This is a genomic window from Pseudomonas sp. FW300-N2A2 (assembly GCF_017351735.1).
GTDB lineage: Bacteria > Pseudomonadota > Gammaproteobacteria > Pseudomonadales > Pseudomonadaceae > Aquipseudomonas > Aquipseudomonas migulae.
The window spans coordinates 43,468-58,258 of the sequence record NZ_JACNDU010000007.1 but is presented as its reverse complement, the minus strand read 5'-3'; the positions used below and the strand labels follow the sequence as shown (position 1 = coordinate 58,258).

The window sequence follows — 14,791 nt, the reverse complement described above, 5'->3', positions numbered from 1 at the left end:
AGCGATCAAATCTGTGCAAATCCGCCATCGACGAACAACTCGATCCCATTGATGAAGCTGCTGTTATCCGAGGCGAGGAACACCGCGGCTTTGCCCACCTCCGATGGCGTTCCAAGACGGCCAATCGGCACTTGGCTGGCGAGGTAGTCCAGCAACCCCTGCTGCTGGTCTGCTGGCGCAAGTTCAGTCAGGCCGGGCGTGTGAATCGGGCCGGGGCTGATGACATTGACGCGAATCCTGCGGGCTTTCAAATCCAGCAACCAGGAGCGGGCAAAGTTGCGCACCGCCGCTTTGCTGGCGCTGTAGACGCTGAAGTTTTCCGTACCTTTGGTGGCGGTCGTGGACGCGGTGAGAATCACCGAACCGCCGTCCTTGAGCAGCGGCAATGATTTCTGCACGGTGAACAGCAGGCCTTTGACGTTGACGCCGAAAATCCGGTCGAAGTGTTCCTCGGTAATCGCGCCGAGGGGCAACATGTCGCCACCGCCCGCATTGGCAAAGACGATGTCCAGAGTACCGGCCTTGGTCCTGATCACGTCGAAGATGCGGTCCAGGTCGGCAAGGTTCGCGACGTCGCCCTGAATCCCGGTGACGTTGTGACCAATGCTGCTGACCGCGGCATCCAGTTCGGCCTGGCGGCGGCCGGTGATGAACACCGTGGCGCCTTGGTCGACGAATGCTTGAGCCGATGCCAGGCCGATGCCGGTGGTGCCGCCTGTGATCAGTGCAACCTTGCCTGTGAGTGTGTTGCTCATGAGGTGAATCTCCGCTGAGTCGTTAAGGAAGTTCCTGGCACCGTCGTGCGCCGTTGAACAAACTCTATGCCGGAGGATTCATCGGAAAAATCGCCTGAATCTGGTTTGTTTGTACATGGTTGTGGACAATACTCAAGGCTCGTCCCTTGAGATGTCTGTCATGAATCAACTGTTGGCCATGCGTGTTTTCTCCCGCGTCGTGCAGGCCGGTTCGTTTACCAGGGCCGCCGACTCGCTGAACATGCCAAAAACCTCGGTCAGCAAACTGGTGGCCGAGCTTGAAGAACATCTCGGTGCGCGGCTGTTACAGCGCACCACGCGCCGGTTGACGGTGACTGCGGATGGCATGGCTTACTACGAGCGCGCCTTGCAGTTGATGGTGGAGCTGGACGATCTGGACAACAGTTTCGCCAGTGCCCAGGGCCACCCGCGCGGCAGGATTCGCGTCGATGTCGGCGGCTCGGTGGCGACGATCCTGATCATCCCCGCATTGCCGGATTTCTATGCCCGATACCCGGACATCCAGGTCGAGTTGGGTGTCAGCGATCGGCCCGTGGACCTGATCAGCGAAAACGTCGATTGCGTGATTCGCGGCGGGCCATTGACCGAACTCTCCATGGCTGCGCGACCCCTGGGCCTGTCGTCATGGACCACTTGCGCCACCCCCGGCTATCTCGAACGTTTTGGCTTTCCGATGGACCCGCGAGACCTTGAGAAAAATCATCGCATCGTCAGTTATCACTCGGCGCGTACCGGGCGGGTAATGCCGGCGCGATTCGAGCGCAACGGTGAAAAGTTCGAGATTCGGGGGCAGGGAGCTTTCAGTGTCAACGAGAGCAATGCCCATCTGGCCTCAGGGCTGGCGGGTCTTGGGGTGATCCACACGTTCACTTACACCGTGCAACCGCACATCGAGCGTGGCGAGCTGGTGCCGATTCTTCAGGACTGGCGCCCGCCCCGGTATCCGTTTCACGTGTTGTATCCGCCGAACCGGCACCTGAGTAACCGGGTTCGGGTATTTATCGATTGGCTGGCGCAGCTGTTCGCCGGTTTGGGTTAGCCTTGGCACCGCCATTTCTTTCGACGGACCGCCCATGAAGATCATTCGCAGCCAATCCTTCACCGCTGACCGTGCCTGGGGAGCGCTGGACATCGCCAACATGAACGGCATCACCACGCGTCTGCACTGGACCGATCAGCCATACAAGTGGCATGTGAATGATGGCGAGGAGGTGTTCGTTGTGCTCGATGGCCAGGTGCAAATGCGCTATCGCGAAGCAGGCCAGGAGAAAGCGGTGATGTTGGCTGTCGGCGATATCTTTTACGCCTCGGTGGGCACCGAGCATGTGGCGCATCCGCAGGGGGTGGCGAGGATATTGGTGATCGAATCGGAAGGCAGCGTTTGATGCTATATCTACAAAATAGATAACAGTTAGAGATATTACCCGTTATATAGATATTCGATTTGGACCTACCCTGAACTCCACCTCAACAGAGGACAGGAGTTCGCTATGACATGCCCCAACGCCACCCCCGTTTACAAACCTTTCAGTCATTTGCAGCACCCGCGCGAGGTCATCCGCCAGTTCACCCCGAACTGGTTCGCCGCGACCATGGGCACGGGCGTTCTGGCGCTGGCCTTGGCCCAGTTGCCTGGCGCGACGCCGGGTCTGCATGCGATCGCCGAAGCCCTTTGGCTGTTCAATATCGGTCTGTTCATCTTGTTCACGGCGCTGTACGCGGCGCGCTGGGTGCTGTTCTTCGATGAGGCCCGGCGGATTTTCGGGCACTCCACGGTCTCGATGTTTTTCGGCACGATTCCCATGGGGTTGGCGACCATCATCAATGGCTTCCTGCTGTTTGGCCTGTCGCGCTGGGGCGAAGGTGTCGTCCATGTGGCCGCGCTGCTGTGGTGGCTGGACGTGGCGATGTCGCTGGCCTGCGGTGTGCTGATTCCCTACATGATGTTCACCCGCCAGGAGCACAGCATCGATCAGATGACTGCCGTTTGGCTGCTGCCAGTGGTGGCGGCGGAAGTGGCGGCCGCCAGTGGCGGGTTGCTGGCGCCGCATTTGGCCGAGGCCCATGGGCAACTGGTGGTGTTGGTGACCAGCTACGTGCTCTGGGCATTTTCCCTGCCGGTGGCGTTCAGCATTCTGACCATTCTCATGCTGCGCATGGCGCTGCACAAACTGCCTCACGAAAACATGGCCGCGTCGAGCTGGCTGGCGCTCGGCCCGATTGGCACCGGGGCACTGGGCATGTTGCTGCTGGGCGCCGACGCGCCGGCCATCTTCGCCGCCAACGGGTTTGCCGGCCTGGGTGAAATCGCGGCGGGGCTGGGGCTGGTAGCGGGGATCACGCTGTGGGGCTTCGGTTTGTGGTGGATGCTGATTGCGCTGCTGATCACCGGGCGTTACCTGCGCGCCGGGATCCCGTTCAACCTCGGCTGGTGGGGTTTCACCTTTCCGCTGGGCGTCTATTCTCTGGCAACGTTGAAACTGGGAAGCACGTTGAACCTGGCGTTTTTCAATGCCTTTGGCTGTGTGCTGGTGGCGTTGCTGGCGATGATGTGGCTGATCGTTGCCAAACGCACGGTACAAGGCGCGTGGCGGGGTGAGTTGTTTGTCTCGCCGTGCATTGCAGGTTTAAACAAATAACCGGGTAATGTGTGGCCTGGATCGGCGTGCGGCATTCCAATCACAGTATCCACGCCACTCTCTAACAACATCAGGGCACACGGAAGATGAGTCACCCCTCACAGTTCACCTTGCTTCGCACCCGGCGCTTCCTGCCGTTTTTCGTGACCCAGTCCCTCGGGGCGTTCAACGACAACGTCTTCAAGCAATCGTTGATCCTCGCCATTCTGTACAAATTGACCATCGAGGGGGATCGCTCGATCTGGGTCAATTTGTGTGCGCTGCTGTTCATCCTGCCGTTCTTTCTGTTTTCGGCGTTGGCCGGGCAGTTTGGCGAGAAGTTCGCCAAGGACGCGCTGATCCGTCTGATCAAGCTCGGGGAAATCGCCATCATGGCGGTCGGCGCGGTGGGGTTTGTTTTCGATCATCTGTCGCTGATGCTGCTGGCGCTGTTCGCCATGGGCACGCACTCGGCGCTGTTCGGGCCGGTGAAATACTCGATCCTGCCCCAGGCCTTGCATGAAGAAGAGCTGGTGGGCGGCAACGGTCTGGTGGAAATGGGCACCTTCCTGGCCATCCTCGCCGGGACCATCGGCGCCGGGATCATGATGTCCTCCGCGCATTACGCGCCCATCGTGTCCACGGCGATCATCGGCATTGCCGTGCTCGGTTATCTGGCCAGTCGCAGCATTCCGCGGGCGGCGGCCTCATCGCCGGAAATGCGTCTGAACTGGAACATCTTCAGTCAATCCTGGGCCACCTTGAAACTGGGACTGGGGCAAACGCCGGCGGTGTCGCGCTCGATTGTCGGCAACTCGTGGTTCTGGTTTGTCGGGGCGATTTACCTGACGCAAATCCCGGCGTACGCCAAGGAATGGATGCACGGCGACGAAACCGTGGTGACGCTGATTCTGACCGTGTTTTCGGTGGGGATCGCACTCGGCTCGCTGCTCTGCGAAAGACTGTCCGGACGCAAAGTCGAGATCGGTCTGGTGCCGTTCGGCTCGTTTGGCCTGACGGTATTCGGATTGCTGCTTTGGTGGCATTCCGGCGGAATTCCCGAGAGTGTCGACGGCCATGGCTGGATCGAAATCCTCGGCTTTGGCCACACTTGGCTGGTATTGATCGACATTCTCGGTCTTGGGGTTTTCGGTGGTTTCTACATCGTGCCGCTGTACGCGCTGATCCAGTCGCGCACCCCGGAGAACGAGCGTGCACGGGTGATTGCCGCCAACAATATTCTCAACGCGCTGTTCATGGTGGTCTCGGCGATTGTCTCGATCGTGTTGCTGAGCCTGGCCAAGTTGTCGATCCCGCACCTGTTCCTGGTGGTGTCGCTGCTGAACATCGGCGTCAACGCCTACATCTTCAAGATCGTCCCCGAGTTCAGCATGCGTTTCATGATCTGGCTGCTCAGCCATTCCATGTACCGCGTAGAGCATCGCAATCTGGAGCTGATTCCGGATGAAGGCGCGGCGTTGCTGGTGTGCAACCACGTGTCTTTCGTCGATGCGCTGCTGATTGGCGGCGCGGTGCGTCGGCCGATTCGCTTTGTGATGTATTACAAGATCTACAACCTGCCGGTGCTGAACTTTATCTTCCGCACGGCCGGGACGATCCCGATCGCGGGACGTCAGGAAGACATTCAGATTTACGAAAGGGCCTTCACGCGTATTGCTCAATATCTGAAGGATGGTGAGCTGGTGTGCATCTTCCCTGAAGGCAAATTGACCGCCGATGGCGAGATCAACGAGTTCAAGGGCGGGTTGACGCGGATTCTCGAAGAGACGCCGGTGCCAGTGATTCCATTGGCATTGCAGGGGCTGTGGGGGAGTTTCTTCAGTCGCGATCCCGACAAGGGCCTGTTCCGTCGATTGTGGTCGCGGGTGACTCTGGTGGCGGGGCCGGCGGTGTCGGTAGAAGCGGCGGAGCCGGCGAAGCTGCAAGGGATGGTCGGAGAGTTGCGCGGCGCTGTCCGCTGATCCCTGTCGATGCGGGCCGCTACTTTCGCGAGCCCGTGCTGGCGGGAGTCAGCCCGCCATCGCCAAGCGGTTACGTCCTTCGCGCTTGGCCACATAAAGCGCGCTGTCGGCCCGACGCAGCAGGCTCTCGGCCGATTCGCCGGGCAGCAGGGTCGAACAGCCGAGGCTGACGGTCAGCTCGATCAGGTTGCCATCAGCCGAAAAATCCTTGGCTTGCGCCGCGAGTCGCAGGCGCTCGCCGACCATGGCGGCGGCTTCCCGGCCGGTGTTGGACAGCAGAATCAAAAACTCCTCGCCACCAAAGCGGAACACCATGTCCACGTTGCGCAGCTGGCTTTTGATCGAGGCGGCGACTCCCTTGAGCACGTCATCGCCAGCGCTGTGGCCATGGGTGTCGTTGATTTGTTTGAAATGGTCGATGTCCAGCATCAACAGCGACAAGGGCTGCAGGTGCCGACGCGACATGTCGATTTCCCGTTGCAGCGTCTGGTCCATGGCAATGCGGTTGCCGGTGTCCGTGAGCGGGTCGCGCAGGGCGCTTTGGGTGGCGGCGCGGTAGAGCAGGGCATTGCGCATCGGGTACAGCAATGCGGACAGCAGCGACTCAAGGTTGCCCAGTTCCTGCTCGCTGAAACGCTGATTGCGACGGAACACCAGTTCACCCAGCTGCTCGCCTTCGTGGCTGAGGGTGTAACTGATCGAGTGGTGGCCGCGCTGGCCGTATTCCAGGCGCAAGTCGCTGGCCTTGTGCTGGTAGCTCAAGGCGTCGAGCGGTACGAGACGCTGAATTTCACGGTAGAAGAGCCCAAGAATGCGTTGCGGCTCAAGACTGGTTTGCAACTGCAAACTCAGTTGCTGGCGCAATTGCGCGAGGCTGACCGGCCTCTCCAGAAGAGGGGGCTGCTGACCAAAGCCCAGGCGTTGCAATTTGGCGCTATCGAAGTCAATTGCGTTGGTCTGGGAAGGTGATTTCATATGGCGTGCGCCCCTAAGCAGTAAGGCTGTCTTACAGGCTGGGTGAGAGCGGCTTTGGGCTGCGCGTCATACTGGTCCATCAGTCCCGTAGGACATTTGGCGCAAGTCTAATCTGCTTTGCTGAAGATTAGTAACCTATCGACTCGAAGGCCTGCCCGACTGCTTTCACTCACTCGGCGTGTCTGAGCAGATATAGAGCGAAAGTCATGCCATTCGGTTCATTTGAATAAAAGCTGTTGAAAATCAATGCCTTGAAAGTGTTTTTGGCTTTGTCTGGCCCGTTTCATGACATTTATTTGACTAAAAACAGGTGCGGTTGCGACGCTTTTTAAGTGCCGTGACGGTAATTCGCCACGGCACAAAAGCGACGCACGGTGTTACTGCGCGTTGAATGCCTGGCCGTTGATGCCGGTGCTGTCCGGGCCCATCAGGTAGAGGTAGACCGGCATGATCTCCTCGGGCGTCGGGTTGTTCAGCGGATTTTCACCGGGATAAGCCTGGGCGCGCATGCTGGTGCGGGTGGCGCCGGGGTTGATGCTGTTGGAGCGCACCGGTGCGACGGTGTCGACTTCGTCGGCCAGGGTTTGCATCAAGCCTTCGGTGGCGAACTTGGAGACGCCATAAGCGCCCCAATACGCACGACCCTTGCGGCCGACGCTGCTGGAGGTGAACACCACCGAAGCGTCCTGCGACAGTTTGAGCAGCGGCAACAGGGTACTGGTGAGCATGAACATCGCGTTGACGTTGACTTGCATGACACGCATGAAGTTCTCGCCGGAGAGCTGTTCGATCGGCGTGCGCGGACCAATGATCGAGGCGTTGTGCAGCAAGCCGTCGAGGTGGCCGAATTCGGTCTCGATCATCGCCGCCAACTCATCGTATTGATGGGGCAGGGCGGTTTCCAGGTTGAACGGGATCACCGCCGGTTGTGGATGACCGGCGGCCTCGATTTCGTCGTAGACCTGAGTCAGGTTGGCTTCGGTCTTGCCCAGCAACAGCACGGTGGCACCGTGGGCGGCGTAGGTTTTCGCGGCAGCGGCGCCGATACCACGACCAGCGCCGGTGACCAGGATGACCCGGTCCTTGAGCAATTCAGGGCGGGCGGAATAATCAAACATAAAAAAACCTCAACAAAATTTTTTCCGGACAAGCGCTATCCCTGTGGGAGCGAGCCTGCTCGCGATGGCGGTATCGCAGGCAACATCGATGGCGACTGAGCCGCCGCTATCGCGAGCAGGCTCGCTCCCACATGAGTAATGCACAAACCTGTAGGAAGCCGTGCTCCTGCAAAAGCGGCTTAACAACTACACAGAGCGCTATCAAGTACCTTGCGCAACTCCAGCGGATGATCGACCACCACATCCGCACCCCAATGCCGTGGGTTATCGTCCGGGTGAATGTAGCCAAAGGTCACGGCGGCGGTCTTGGTGCCGGCGTCACGACCTGATTCGATATCGCGCAGGTCATCACCGACAAACAGCACGCTGGCCGGATCGAGGTCGAGCATCTTGCACGCGAGGATCAACGGCTCCGGGTCCGGTTTGCTGTTCTTCACGTGATCCGGGCAGATCAGCAGCGCCGAACGCTCGGCCAGCCCGAGCTGCTGCATGATCGGTTCGGCAAACCGCAGAGGCTTGTTGGTGACCACGCCCCAGATCAGGTTGGCTTTTTCGATGTCGGCCAGTAGCTCGCCCATGCCGTCGAACAGCTTGCTGTGCACCGCGCAGCCCACGAGGTAGCGCTCCAGGAACTCCAGGCGCAGCTCTTCAAAGCCTGGCGATTCCGGGTCCATGCTGAACGTCACCGCGACCATCGCCTTGGCGCCGCCGGAGATCTCGTCGCGGATGTGCTTGTCGTTCATCGGCGGCAAGCCCCGGTCGGCGCGCATTGCCTGACAGATCGCAATGAAGTCCGGCGCGGTGTCGAGCAGCGTGCCGTCCATGTCAAAAAGGACTGCTCTGATTCGCATCGACTTATTCCTCGCGCAGGGTCTGGATCATGTAGTTGACGTCCACGTCGGCCGCCAGTTTGTAGTGCTTGGTCAGCGGGTTGTACGTCAAGCCGATGATGTCCTTGACGGTCAGGCCCGCCATGCGGCTCCAGGCACCCAGCTCGGAAGGGCGGATGAATTTCTTGAAGTCATGCGTGCCGCGCGGCAGCAGCTTCATGATGTATTCGGCGCCGACGATGGCGAACAGGTACGCCTTCGGGTTGCGGTTGATCGTGGAGAGGAACACCTGGCCGCCCGGCTTGACCATTTTGAAGCAGGCGCGGATCACCGAGGAGGGATCCGGTACGTGCTCAAGCATTTCCAGGCACGTGACCACGTCGAACTGTTCCGGCATTTCTTCTGCCAGGGCCTCGGCGGTGATCTGCCGATATTCGACGTTCACGCCCGACTCAAGCTGGTGCAGTTGAGCGACGGCCAGTGGCGCTTCGCCCATGTCGATACCCATCACGGTCGCACCGCGTTGCGCCATGGCTTCGCTGAGGATGCCGCCGCCGCAACCGATGTCGAGAACCTTCTTGCCCGCCAGATTGACTCGTTCGTCAATCCAGTTGACCCGCAGCGGGTTGATGTCGTGCAGCGGTTTGAACTCGCTTTCGCGGTCCCACCAGCGATGGGCCAGGGCTTCGAATTTGGCGATTTCGGCGTAGTCGACGTTACTCATGGTTCATCCTCTAAAACTTGAAAAATCCTGTTGCCCCGGCGGTGAGTCCGGGGTGCTTACAATTCGGTGTGGCCGCTGATGCGCTGGCCCCAGGCCTTGGCGGTGGCGCACAGCTGTTCTTCATCCAGGCGGGTCAGGCGACGGTCGTCGAGCAATTGCTTGCCACCCACCCACAGGTGTTTTACGCAGTCGCGACCGGTGGCATATATAAGCTGCGAAACCGGGTCGTAGACCGGTTGCTGAGCCAGGCCCGAGAGGTCGAACGCGACGATGTCCGCCGCTTTGCCGACTTCCAGCGAGCCGACGTCGGCCTCGATGCCCATGGCGCGTGCGCCGTTCAGCGTGGCCATGCGCAGCGCGCGATGAGCGTCCAGCGCGGTGGCCGAACCGGCAACGGCTTTGGCCAGCAACGCGGCGGTGCGGGTTTCGCCGAGCAGGTCGAGGTCGTTGTTGCTGGCCGCGCCGTCGGTGCCGACAGCCACATTGACGCCCGCCTGCCACAAACGTTCTACCGGGCAGAAACCGCTGGCCAGCTTCAGGTTCGACTCCGGGCAATGAATCACATTGGTGTTGCTTTCTACCAGCATCACCAGGTCTTCATCGCTGATCTGCGTCATGTGAACGGCCTGGAAGCGCGGCCCCAGAAGGCCCAGGCGTGCCAGTCGGGCCAACGGCCGCTCGCCACGCTGCTCGACGGCTTGCTGTACTTCGAACGCAGTTTCGTGGACGTGCATGTGAATCGGCGCGTCCAGTTCTTCGGCGATCACCCGGATTTTCTCCAGGGTTTCGTCGCCCAAGGTGTAGGGCGCGTGGGGGCCGAAGGTGACTTTGATGCGCTCGTGGTGCTTGAGATCGTTGAACAGTTCGACGCCCTGACGAATGGCGTCATCCGCCGTGCCGGCCCCCGGGATCGGGAAATCGAGGATCGGAATCGCGATTTGCGCGCGTATGCCGCTGTTATGCACACGTTCGCTGGCAACCTTCGGGAAGAAATACATGTCAGAGAAGCAGGTAATGCCACCTTTTATCTGTTCGGCGATGGCAATGTCGGTGCCATCGCGTACAAAAGCTTCATCGACCCATTTGGCTTCGGCAGGCCAGATGTGGTTTTCCAGCCAGGTCATCAGCGGCAGGTCATCGGCCAGGCCGCGGAACAGTGTCATCGCCGCGTGCCCGTGAGTATTGATCAGGCCGGGGCTGAGCAGCATGCCCGGCAGTTCGCGGACTTCGGTTGCGTTAAGCTTCAGCGCGGCGGACCGCGGGCCGATAAACACAATGCGCCCGTCGCGGATGCCCAGGCCATGCTCTTTGAGGACAACGCCAGCGGGTTCGACGGGTACCAGCCAGGTCGGCAGCAATAACAGGTCGAGCGCAGCGGCAGTGTTCGGCATCGAGGGTCGGTTCCAGTGCTTTTGTAAAGGATGGCGAAGTATACCCGAGCGTCTTCGCGGGGGGATCGCTATAATCGGCGGCTTTTGTTCATGAGTGCGGGGTGAAGGATGCGCGATCGACTGTTGGCTGCGGAGAAGGTGAAGGCCATCGATTGGCGTGATGGCGCCCTGTACCTGCTGGATCAGCGTATTTTGCCGTTCGAGGAAACCTGGATTGCCTACACCAGCGCGGCTGGCGTGGCCGAGGCTATTCGTTCGATGGTGGTGCGCGGCGCGCCGGCGATTGGTATCAGTGCCGCCTATGCCATGGTGCTTTCAGCCCGCGCCCGAATTCTCGAGGGCGGTGACTGGCAGGCCGCGTGGGAAGAGGATTACGCGTTGCTGGCCGATTCCCGTCCAACGGCGGTGAACCTGTTCTGGGCGCTGAGTCGCATGCGTGACCGCCTTGATCGTATCAAGGGCGATGCCGACCCTCTCGCGGCGCTGGAGGCAGAAGCCATCGCCATTCATGAAAGTGATCGCGAAGCCAACCTGACCATGGCGCAACTGGGTGTGGACCTGATCCGCAAGCACCAGGGCAACGCCCAGGCGATCCTGACCCACTGCAACACTGGCGCACTGGCCACCGGTGGTTTTGGTACGGCGCTGGGCGTCATTCGCGGGGCGTTCATCGAAGGCATGGTTGAGCGCGTTTATGCCGACGAAACCCGTCCCTGGCTGCAAGGTTCGCGACTGACGGCGTGGGAGCTGGCCAACGAGGGCATCCCTGTGACCCTCAATGCCGACTCCGCTGCGGCTCACATCATGAAGACCAAAGGCATCACCTGGGTCATCGTCGGTGCCGACCGGATCACCGCCAATGGCGACGTGGCCAACAAGATCGGCACTTATCAGCTGGCGGTCAACGCCATGCACCACGGCGTGCGCTTCATGGTGGTGGCGCCGAGTTCGACCATCGACATGAACCTGGCCAGCGGCGATGACATTCCGATTGAAGAGCGAGATGGGCGCGAGTTGCTGGAAGTCGGTGGCAAGCGGGTCGGGGCGGATGTCGATGCGTTCAATCCGGTGTTCGACGTCACCCCGGCAGATTTGATTGACGCGATCGTCACGGAAAAAGGCATCGTCGAACGCCCGGACACCGCGAAAATGGCGCAGTTGATGTGCCGCAAGCGGTTGCATTGATTGGCCGTGGCGTTCGAAAGGACGCCATCGCCAGCAGGCTGGCTCCCACAGGGTTTGTGATCGACACGGATCAAATGTGGGAGCCAGCCTGCTGGCGATTAGGGTCTGAAAGTCAATAAACATCTGTAATTCAGCCCCAAATTCTGCATTCGCAGCAGCTCTAAGCCCCTCTCGTCCCCTTCAAGCCTGCCATCAGTCAACTAACTACACTCCATGCGCATCTGGGGGATAGGTGCGTGGCGGCTCTTGTGATAACATCCGGCGTTTTCCGAGGCAGTCCCACGGGGTTGTCTTTACTGCGCAAATCCATGGCATAACTCGTTGATTTGTCGTAAGTCGGTGCATGGCACTCAGCCTGCAGCGGCGAGCTTCGTTCGTCCCATATGGATGTGACGAGGTTTCACCAGAAAAAGGAATCGAGCTTCTCATGGGCGAACTGGCCAAAGAAATCCTCCCGGTCAATATCGAAGACGAGCTGAAGCAGTCCTACCTCGACTACGCAATGAGCGTAATTGTCGGGCGGGCACTGCCGGATGCGCGCGATGGCTTGAAGCCCGTGCACCGGCGCGTGCTGTTCGCGATGAGCGAGCTGGGCAACGACTTCAACAAGCCGTACAAGAAATCTGCCCGTGTTGTCGGTGACGTGATCGGTAAGTATCACCCGCACGGTGATACCGCGGTGTACGACACCATCGTTCGGATGGCGCAGCCATTCTCGCTGCGCTACCTGCTGGTAGACGGTCAGGGCAACTTCGGTTCGGTGGACGGCGACAACGCCGCGGCCATGCGATACACCGAAGTGCGCATGACCAAGCTGGCGCACGAGCTGCTGGCTGACCTGCATAAAGAAACCGTGGACTGGGTGCCGAACTACGACGGCACCGAAATGATCCCGGCGGTCATGCCGACCCGTATTCCCAACCTGCTGGTCAACGGCTCCAGCGGTATCGCCGTGGGCATGGCGACCAACATCCCGCCACACAACCTCGGTGAAGTCATCGACGGTTGCCTGGCGCTCATCGACAACCCTGAGTTGACCATCGATGAGCTGATGCAATACATCCCTGGCCCGGACTTCCCGACCGCTGCGATCATCAACGGTCGCGCCGGTATCATCGAAGCCTACCGCACCGGTCGCGGCCGCATTTACATGCGCGCCCGCTCGATCATCGAAGACATCGACAAGGTCGGTGGCCGTCAGCAGATCGTCATCACCGAACTCCCTTACCAGCTGAACAAGGCCCGTCTGATCGAGAAGATCGCCGAGCTGGTTAAAGAGAAGAAGCTCGAAGGCATCACCGAACTGCGCGACGAGTCCGACAAGGACGGCATGCGCGTTGTGATCGAGCTGCGTCGCGGCGAAGTGCCTGAGGTGATCCTCAACAACCTCTATGCCCAGACCCAGCTGCAAGCGGTATTCGGTATCAACATCGTTGCGCTGATCGACGGCCGTCCGCGGATCCTGAACCTCAAGGACCTGCTGGAAGCCTTCGTTCGTCACCGTCGCGAAGTCGTTACCCGTCGCACCGTGTTCGAGCTGCGTAAAGCGCGCGAACGTGGCCACATTCTGGAAGGCCAGGCGGTTGCCCTGTCGAACATCGACCCGGTCATCGCGCTGATCAAGGCCTCGCCAACGCCGTCGGAAGCCAAGGAAGCGCTGATCAGCACGCCTTGGGAATCCTCCGCCGTGGTGGCGATGGTTGAGCGTGCCGGTGCCGACTCTTGCCGTCCGGAGACCCTGGATCCGCAATACGGTCTGCGTGAAGGCAAGTACTTCCTCTCGCCGGAACAGGCGCAAGCCATTCTGGAACTGCGTCTGCATCGCCTGACCGGTCTGGAACACGAAAAACTGCTGGCCGAGTATCAAGAGATCCTCAACCAGATCGGCGAGCTGATCCGCATCCTCAACAGCGCCACGCGCCTGATGGAAGTGATCCGCGAAGAGCTGGAAGTGATCCGCGCCGAATACGGCGACGTGCGCCGCACCGAAATTCTCGATGCCCGTCTCGACCTGACCCTGGGTGACATGATCCCGGAAGAAGATCGCGTCGTGACCATTTCCCACGGTGGCTACGCCAAGACCCAGCCATTGGCTGCGTACCAGGCCCAGCGTCGTGGCGGTAAAGGCAAATCGGCGACCGGCGTCAAGGATGAGGACTACATCGCTCACCTGCTGGTCGCCAACAGCCACACCACGCTGCTGCTGTTCTCCAGCAAGGGCAAGGTGTACTGGCTGAAAACCTACGAAATCCCGGAAGCGTCCCGCGCTGCCCGTGGTCGTCCGCTGGTCAACCTGCTGCCGCTGGACAGTGATGAATACATCACCACCATGCTGCCGGTCGAGGAATACACCGAAGGTCACTTCATCTTCATGGCCACCGCCAAAGGCACTGTGAAGAAGACCCCGCTGGAATCCTTCAGCCGTCAACGCAGCGTCGGTCTGATCGCGCTGGAACTGGACGAAGGTGACGTACTGATCTCTGCCGCCATTACCGATGGCGAGCGCGAAGTCATGCTGTTCTCCGACGGCGGCAAGGTCACTCGCTTCAAGGAAACCGACGTTCGTGCCATGGGCCGTACCGCTCGCGGTGTCCGCGGCATGCGTCTGCCGGAAGGCCAGAAGCTGATTTCCATGCTGATCCCGGAAGAAGGCAGCCAGATCCTCACCGCTTCGGCGCGTGGTTTCGGCAAGCGTACGGCGATCACCGAGTTCCCTGAGTACAAGCGTGGCGGCCAGGGCGTTATCGCCATGGTCAGCAACGACCGTAACGGCCGTCTGGTCGGTGCGGTCCAGGTGCTCGACGGCGAGGAGATCATGCTGATTTCCGACCAGGGCACGTTGGTTCGTACCCGTGTCGACGAAGTTTCCAGCCTGGGTCGTAATACCCAGGGCGTGACCCTGATCAAACTGGCCAGCGATGAAACGCTGGTCGGTCTGGAGCGGGTACAGGAGCCGTCGGAAGTCGAAGGCGAAGAGCTGGAAGGCGAAGAGGGTGCGGTGTTCGACGGCGAAGTCGTGATCGACGACGTTGTTGAAGACCAGCAACTCGATGCTGCCGCTGACGAAGAACCGCAAGAGTAAGCGGACAAACAGGGGGCGGATGAAAATTCGCCCCCTTGTTGTTTGTCCGAACGGAAAATTTCGATATCCAGGGACATCCCATGTGGGAGCGAGCCTGCTCGCGATGCAGG

Annotated in this window: 12 protein-coding genes; 6 read left to right on the top strand and 6 right to left on the bottom strand. The window is 60.1% G+C overall.

Features of this window, described 5'->3' with window-relative positions; translation table 11 throughout:
- Positions 1 to 5: 5 nt before the first annotated feature.
- Positions 6 to 755 (bottom strand): SDR family NAD(P)-dependent oxidoreductase, encoded by a 750-nt coding sequence (locus tag J4E42_RS12205; RefSeq protein WP_207285337.1) that lies wholly within the window; start codon positions 753 to 755, stop codon positions 6 to 8.
- 160 nt (positions 756 to 915) lie between these two features.
- Here J4E42_RS12205 and J4E42_RS12200 point away from each other — a divergent pair, with 160 nt between their 5' ends.
- The 4 genes from J4E42_RS12200 to J4E42_RS12185 all read left to right on the top strand — a co-directional run bounded on the left by J4E42_RS12200 (position 916) and on the right by J4E42_RS12185 (position 5,376).
- Positions 916 to 1,815: a LysR family transcriptional regulator gene (locus J4E42_RS12200; protein WP_207285336.1), complete on the top strand. Its 900-nt coding sequence runs from the start codon at positions 916 to 918 to the stop codon at positions 1,813 to 1,815.
- Between the two features lie 34 nt (positions 1,816 to 1,849).
- Entirely contained in the window at positions 1,850 to 2,161 is a 312-nt protein-coding gene (locus J4E42_RS12195; protein ID WP_207285335.1) for a cupin, read from the top strand.
- A 105-nt stretch (positions 2,162 to 2,266) separates the two neighbouring features.
- A complete protein-coding gene (locus tag J4E42_RS12190; protein ID WP_207285334.1) occupies positions 2,267 to 3,415 on the top strand; it encodes a TDT family transporter in 1,149 nt (382 codons plus the stop codon).
- An 86-nt stretch (positions 3,416 to 3,501) separates the two neighbouring features.
- A complete protein-coding gene (locus J4E42_RS12185) occupies positions 3,502 to 5,376 on the top strand; it encodes an MFS transporter (protein ID WP_207285333.1) in 1,875 nt (624 codons plus the stop codon).
- Between the two features lie 48 nt (positions 5,377 to 5,424).
- On the opposite strand, the gene J4E42_RS12180 is transcribed toward J4E42_RS12185, so the two are convergent.
- The 5 genes from J4E42_RS12180 to J4E42_RS12160 form a co-directional block, all read right to left on the bottom strand.
- Complete coding sequence (locus J4E42_RS12180) at positions 5,425 to 6,351, bottom strand: GGDEF domain-containing protein (protein ID WP_008031811.1); 927 nt, start codon at positions 6,349 to 6,351, stop codon at positions 5,425 to 5,427.
- A 377-nt stretch (positions 6,352 to 6,728) separates the two neighbouring features.
- Complete coding sequence (locus J4E42_RS12175) at positions 6,729 to 7,469, bottom strand: YciK family oxidoreductase (RefSeq protein WP_008031809.1); 741 nt, start codon at positions 7,467 to 7,469, stop codon at positions 6,729 to 6,731.
- Positions 7,470 to 7,648: 179 nt separating this feature from the next.
- Positions 7,649 to 8,320, bottom strand: coding sequence for an N-acetylmuramic acid 6-phosphate phosphatase MupP (mupP, locus tag J4E42_RS12170; protein ID WP_008031808.1), 672 nt, complete (start codon positions 8,318 to 8,320; stop codon positions 7,649 to 7,651).
- A gap of 4 nt (positions 8,321 to 8,324) precedes the next feature.
- Positions 8,325 to 9,023, bottom strand: a complete 699-nt coding sequence (gene ubiG, locus J4E42_RS12165; RefSeq protein ID WP_008031806.1) for a bifunctional 2-polyprenyl-6-hydroxyphenol methylase/3-demethylubiquinol 3-O-methyltransferase UbiG — start codon at positions 9,021 to 9,023, stop codon at positions 8,325 to 8,327.
- Between the two features lie 56 nt (positions 9,024 to 9,079).
- A complete protein-coding gene (locus J4E42_RS12160; RefSeq protein WP_207285332.1) occupies positions 9,080 to 10,414 on the bottom strand; it encodes a TRZ/ATZ family hydrolase in 1,335 nt (444 codons plus the stop codon).
- A gap of 108 nt (positions 10,415 to 10,522) precedes the next feature.
- On the opposite strand from J4E42_RS12160, the gene mtnA reads away from it, so the two are divergent.
- Together mtnA and gyrA are read left to right on the top strand one after the other, a co-directional pair.
- Positions 10,523 to 11,599 (top strand): S-methyl-5-thioribose-1-phosphate isomerase, encoded by a 1,077-nt coding sequence (mtnA, locus tag J4E42_RS12155; RefSeq protein WP_008031801.1) that lies wholly within the window; start codon positions 10,523 to 10,525, stop codon positions 11,597 to 11,599.
- A 427-nt stretch (positions 11,600 to 12,026) separates the two neighbouring features.
- A complete protein-coding gene (gene gyrA, locus J4E42_RS12150; protein ID WP_192226146.1) occupies positions 12,027 to 14,681 on the top strand; it encodes a DNA gyrase subunit A in 2,655 nt (884 codons plus the stop codon).
- Positions 14,682 to 14,791: the final 110 nt, after the last annotated feature.

What these genes read in the sequence shown, in the direction of transcription:
- J4E42_RS12205 (WP_207285337.1), bottom strand. Translation starts at nt 755, where the DNA reads ATGAGCAACACACTCACAGGCAAGGTTGCACTGATCACAGGCGGCACC.
- J4E42_RS12200 (WP_207285336.1), top strand. Translation starts at nt 916, where the DNA reads ATGAATCAACTGTTGGCCATGCGTGTTTTCTCCCGCGTCGTGCAGGCC.
- J4E42_RS12195 (WP_207285335.1), top strand. Translation starts at nt 1,850, where the DNA reads ATGAAGATCATTCGCAGCCAATCCTTCACCGCTGACCGTGCCTGGGGA.
- J4E42_RS12190 (WP_207285334.1), top strand. Translation starts at nt 2,267, where the DNA reads ATGACATGCCCCAACGCCACCCCCGTTTACAAACCTTTCAGTCATTTG.
- J4E42_RS12185 (WP_207285333.1), top strand. Translation starts at nt 3,502, where the DNA reads ATGAGTCACCCCTCACAGTTCACCTTGCTTCGCACCCGGCGCTTCCTG.
- J4E42_RS12180 (WP_008031811.1), bottom strand. Translation starts at nt 6,351, where the DNA reads ATGAAATCACCTTCCCAGACCAACGCAATTGACTTCGATAGCGCCAAA.
- J4E42_RS12175 (WP_008031809.1), bottom strand. Translation starts at nt 7,469, where the DNA reads ATGTTTGATTATTCCGCCCGCCCTGAATTGCTCAAGGACCGGGTCATC.
- mupP (WP_008031808.1), bottom strand. Translation starts at nt 8,320, where the DNA reads ATGCGAATCAGAGCAGTCCTTTTTGACATGGACGGCACGCTGCTCGAC.
- ubiG (WP_008031806.1), bottom strand. Translation starts at nt 9,023, where the DNA reads ATGAGTAACGTCGACTACGCCGAAATCGCCAAATTCGAAGCCCTGGCC.
- J4E42_RS12160 (WP_207285332.1), bottom strand. Translation starts at nt 10,414, where the DNA reads ATGCCGAACACTGCCGCTGCGCTCGACCTGTTATTGCTGCCGACCTGG.
- mtnA (WP_008031801.1), top strand. Translation starts at nt 10,523, where the DNA reads ATGCGCGATCGACTGTTGGCTGCGGAGAAGGTGAAGGCCATCGATTGG.
- gyrA (WP_192226146.1), top strand. Translation starts at nt 12,027, where the DNA reads ATGGGCGAACTGGCCAAAGAAATCCTCCCGGTCAATATCGAAGACGAG.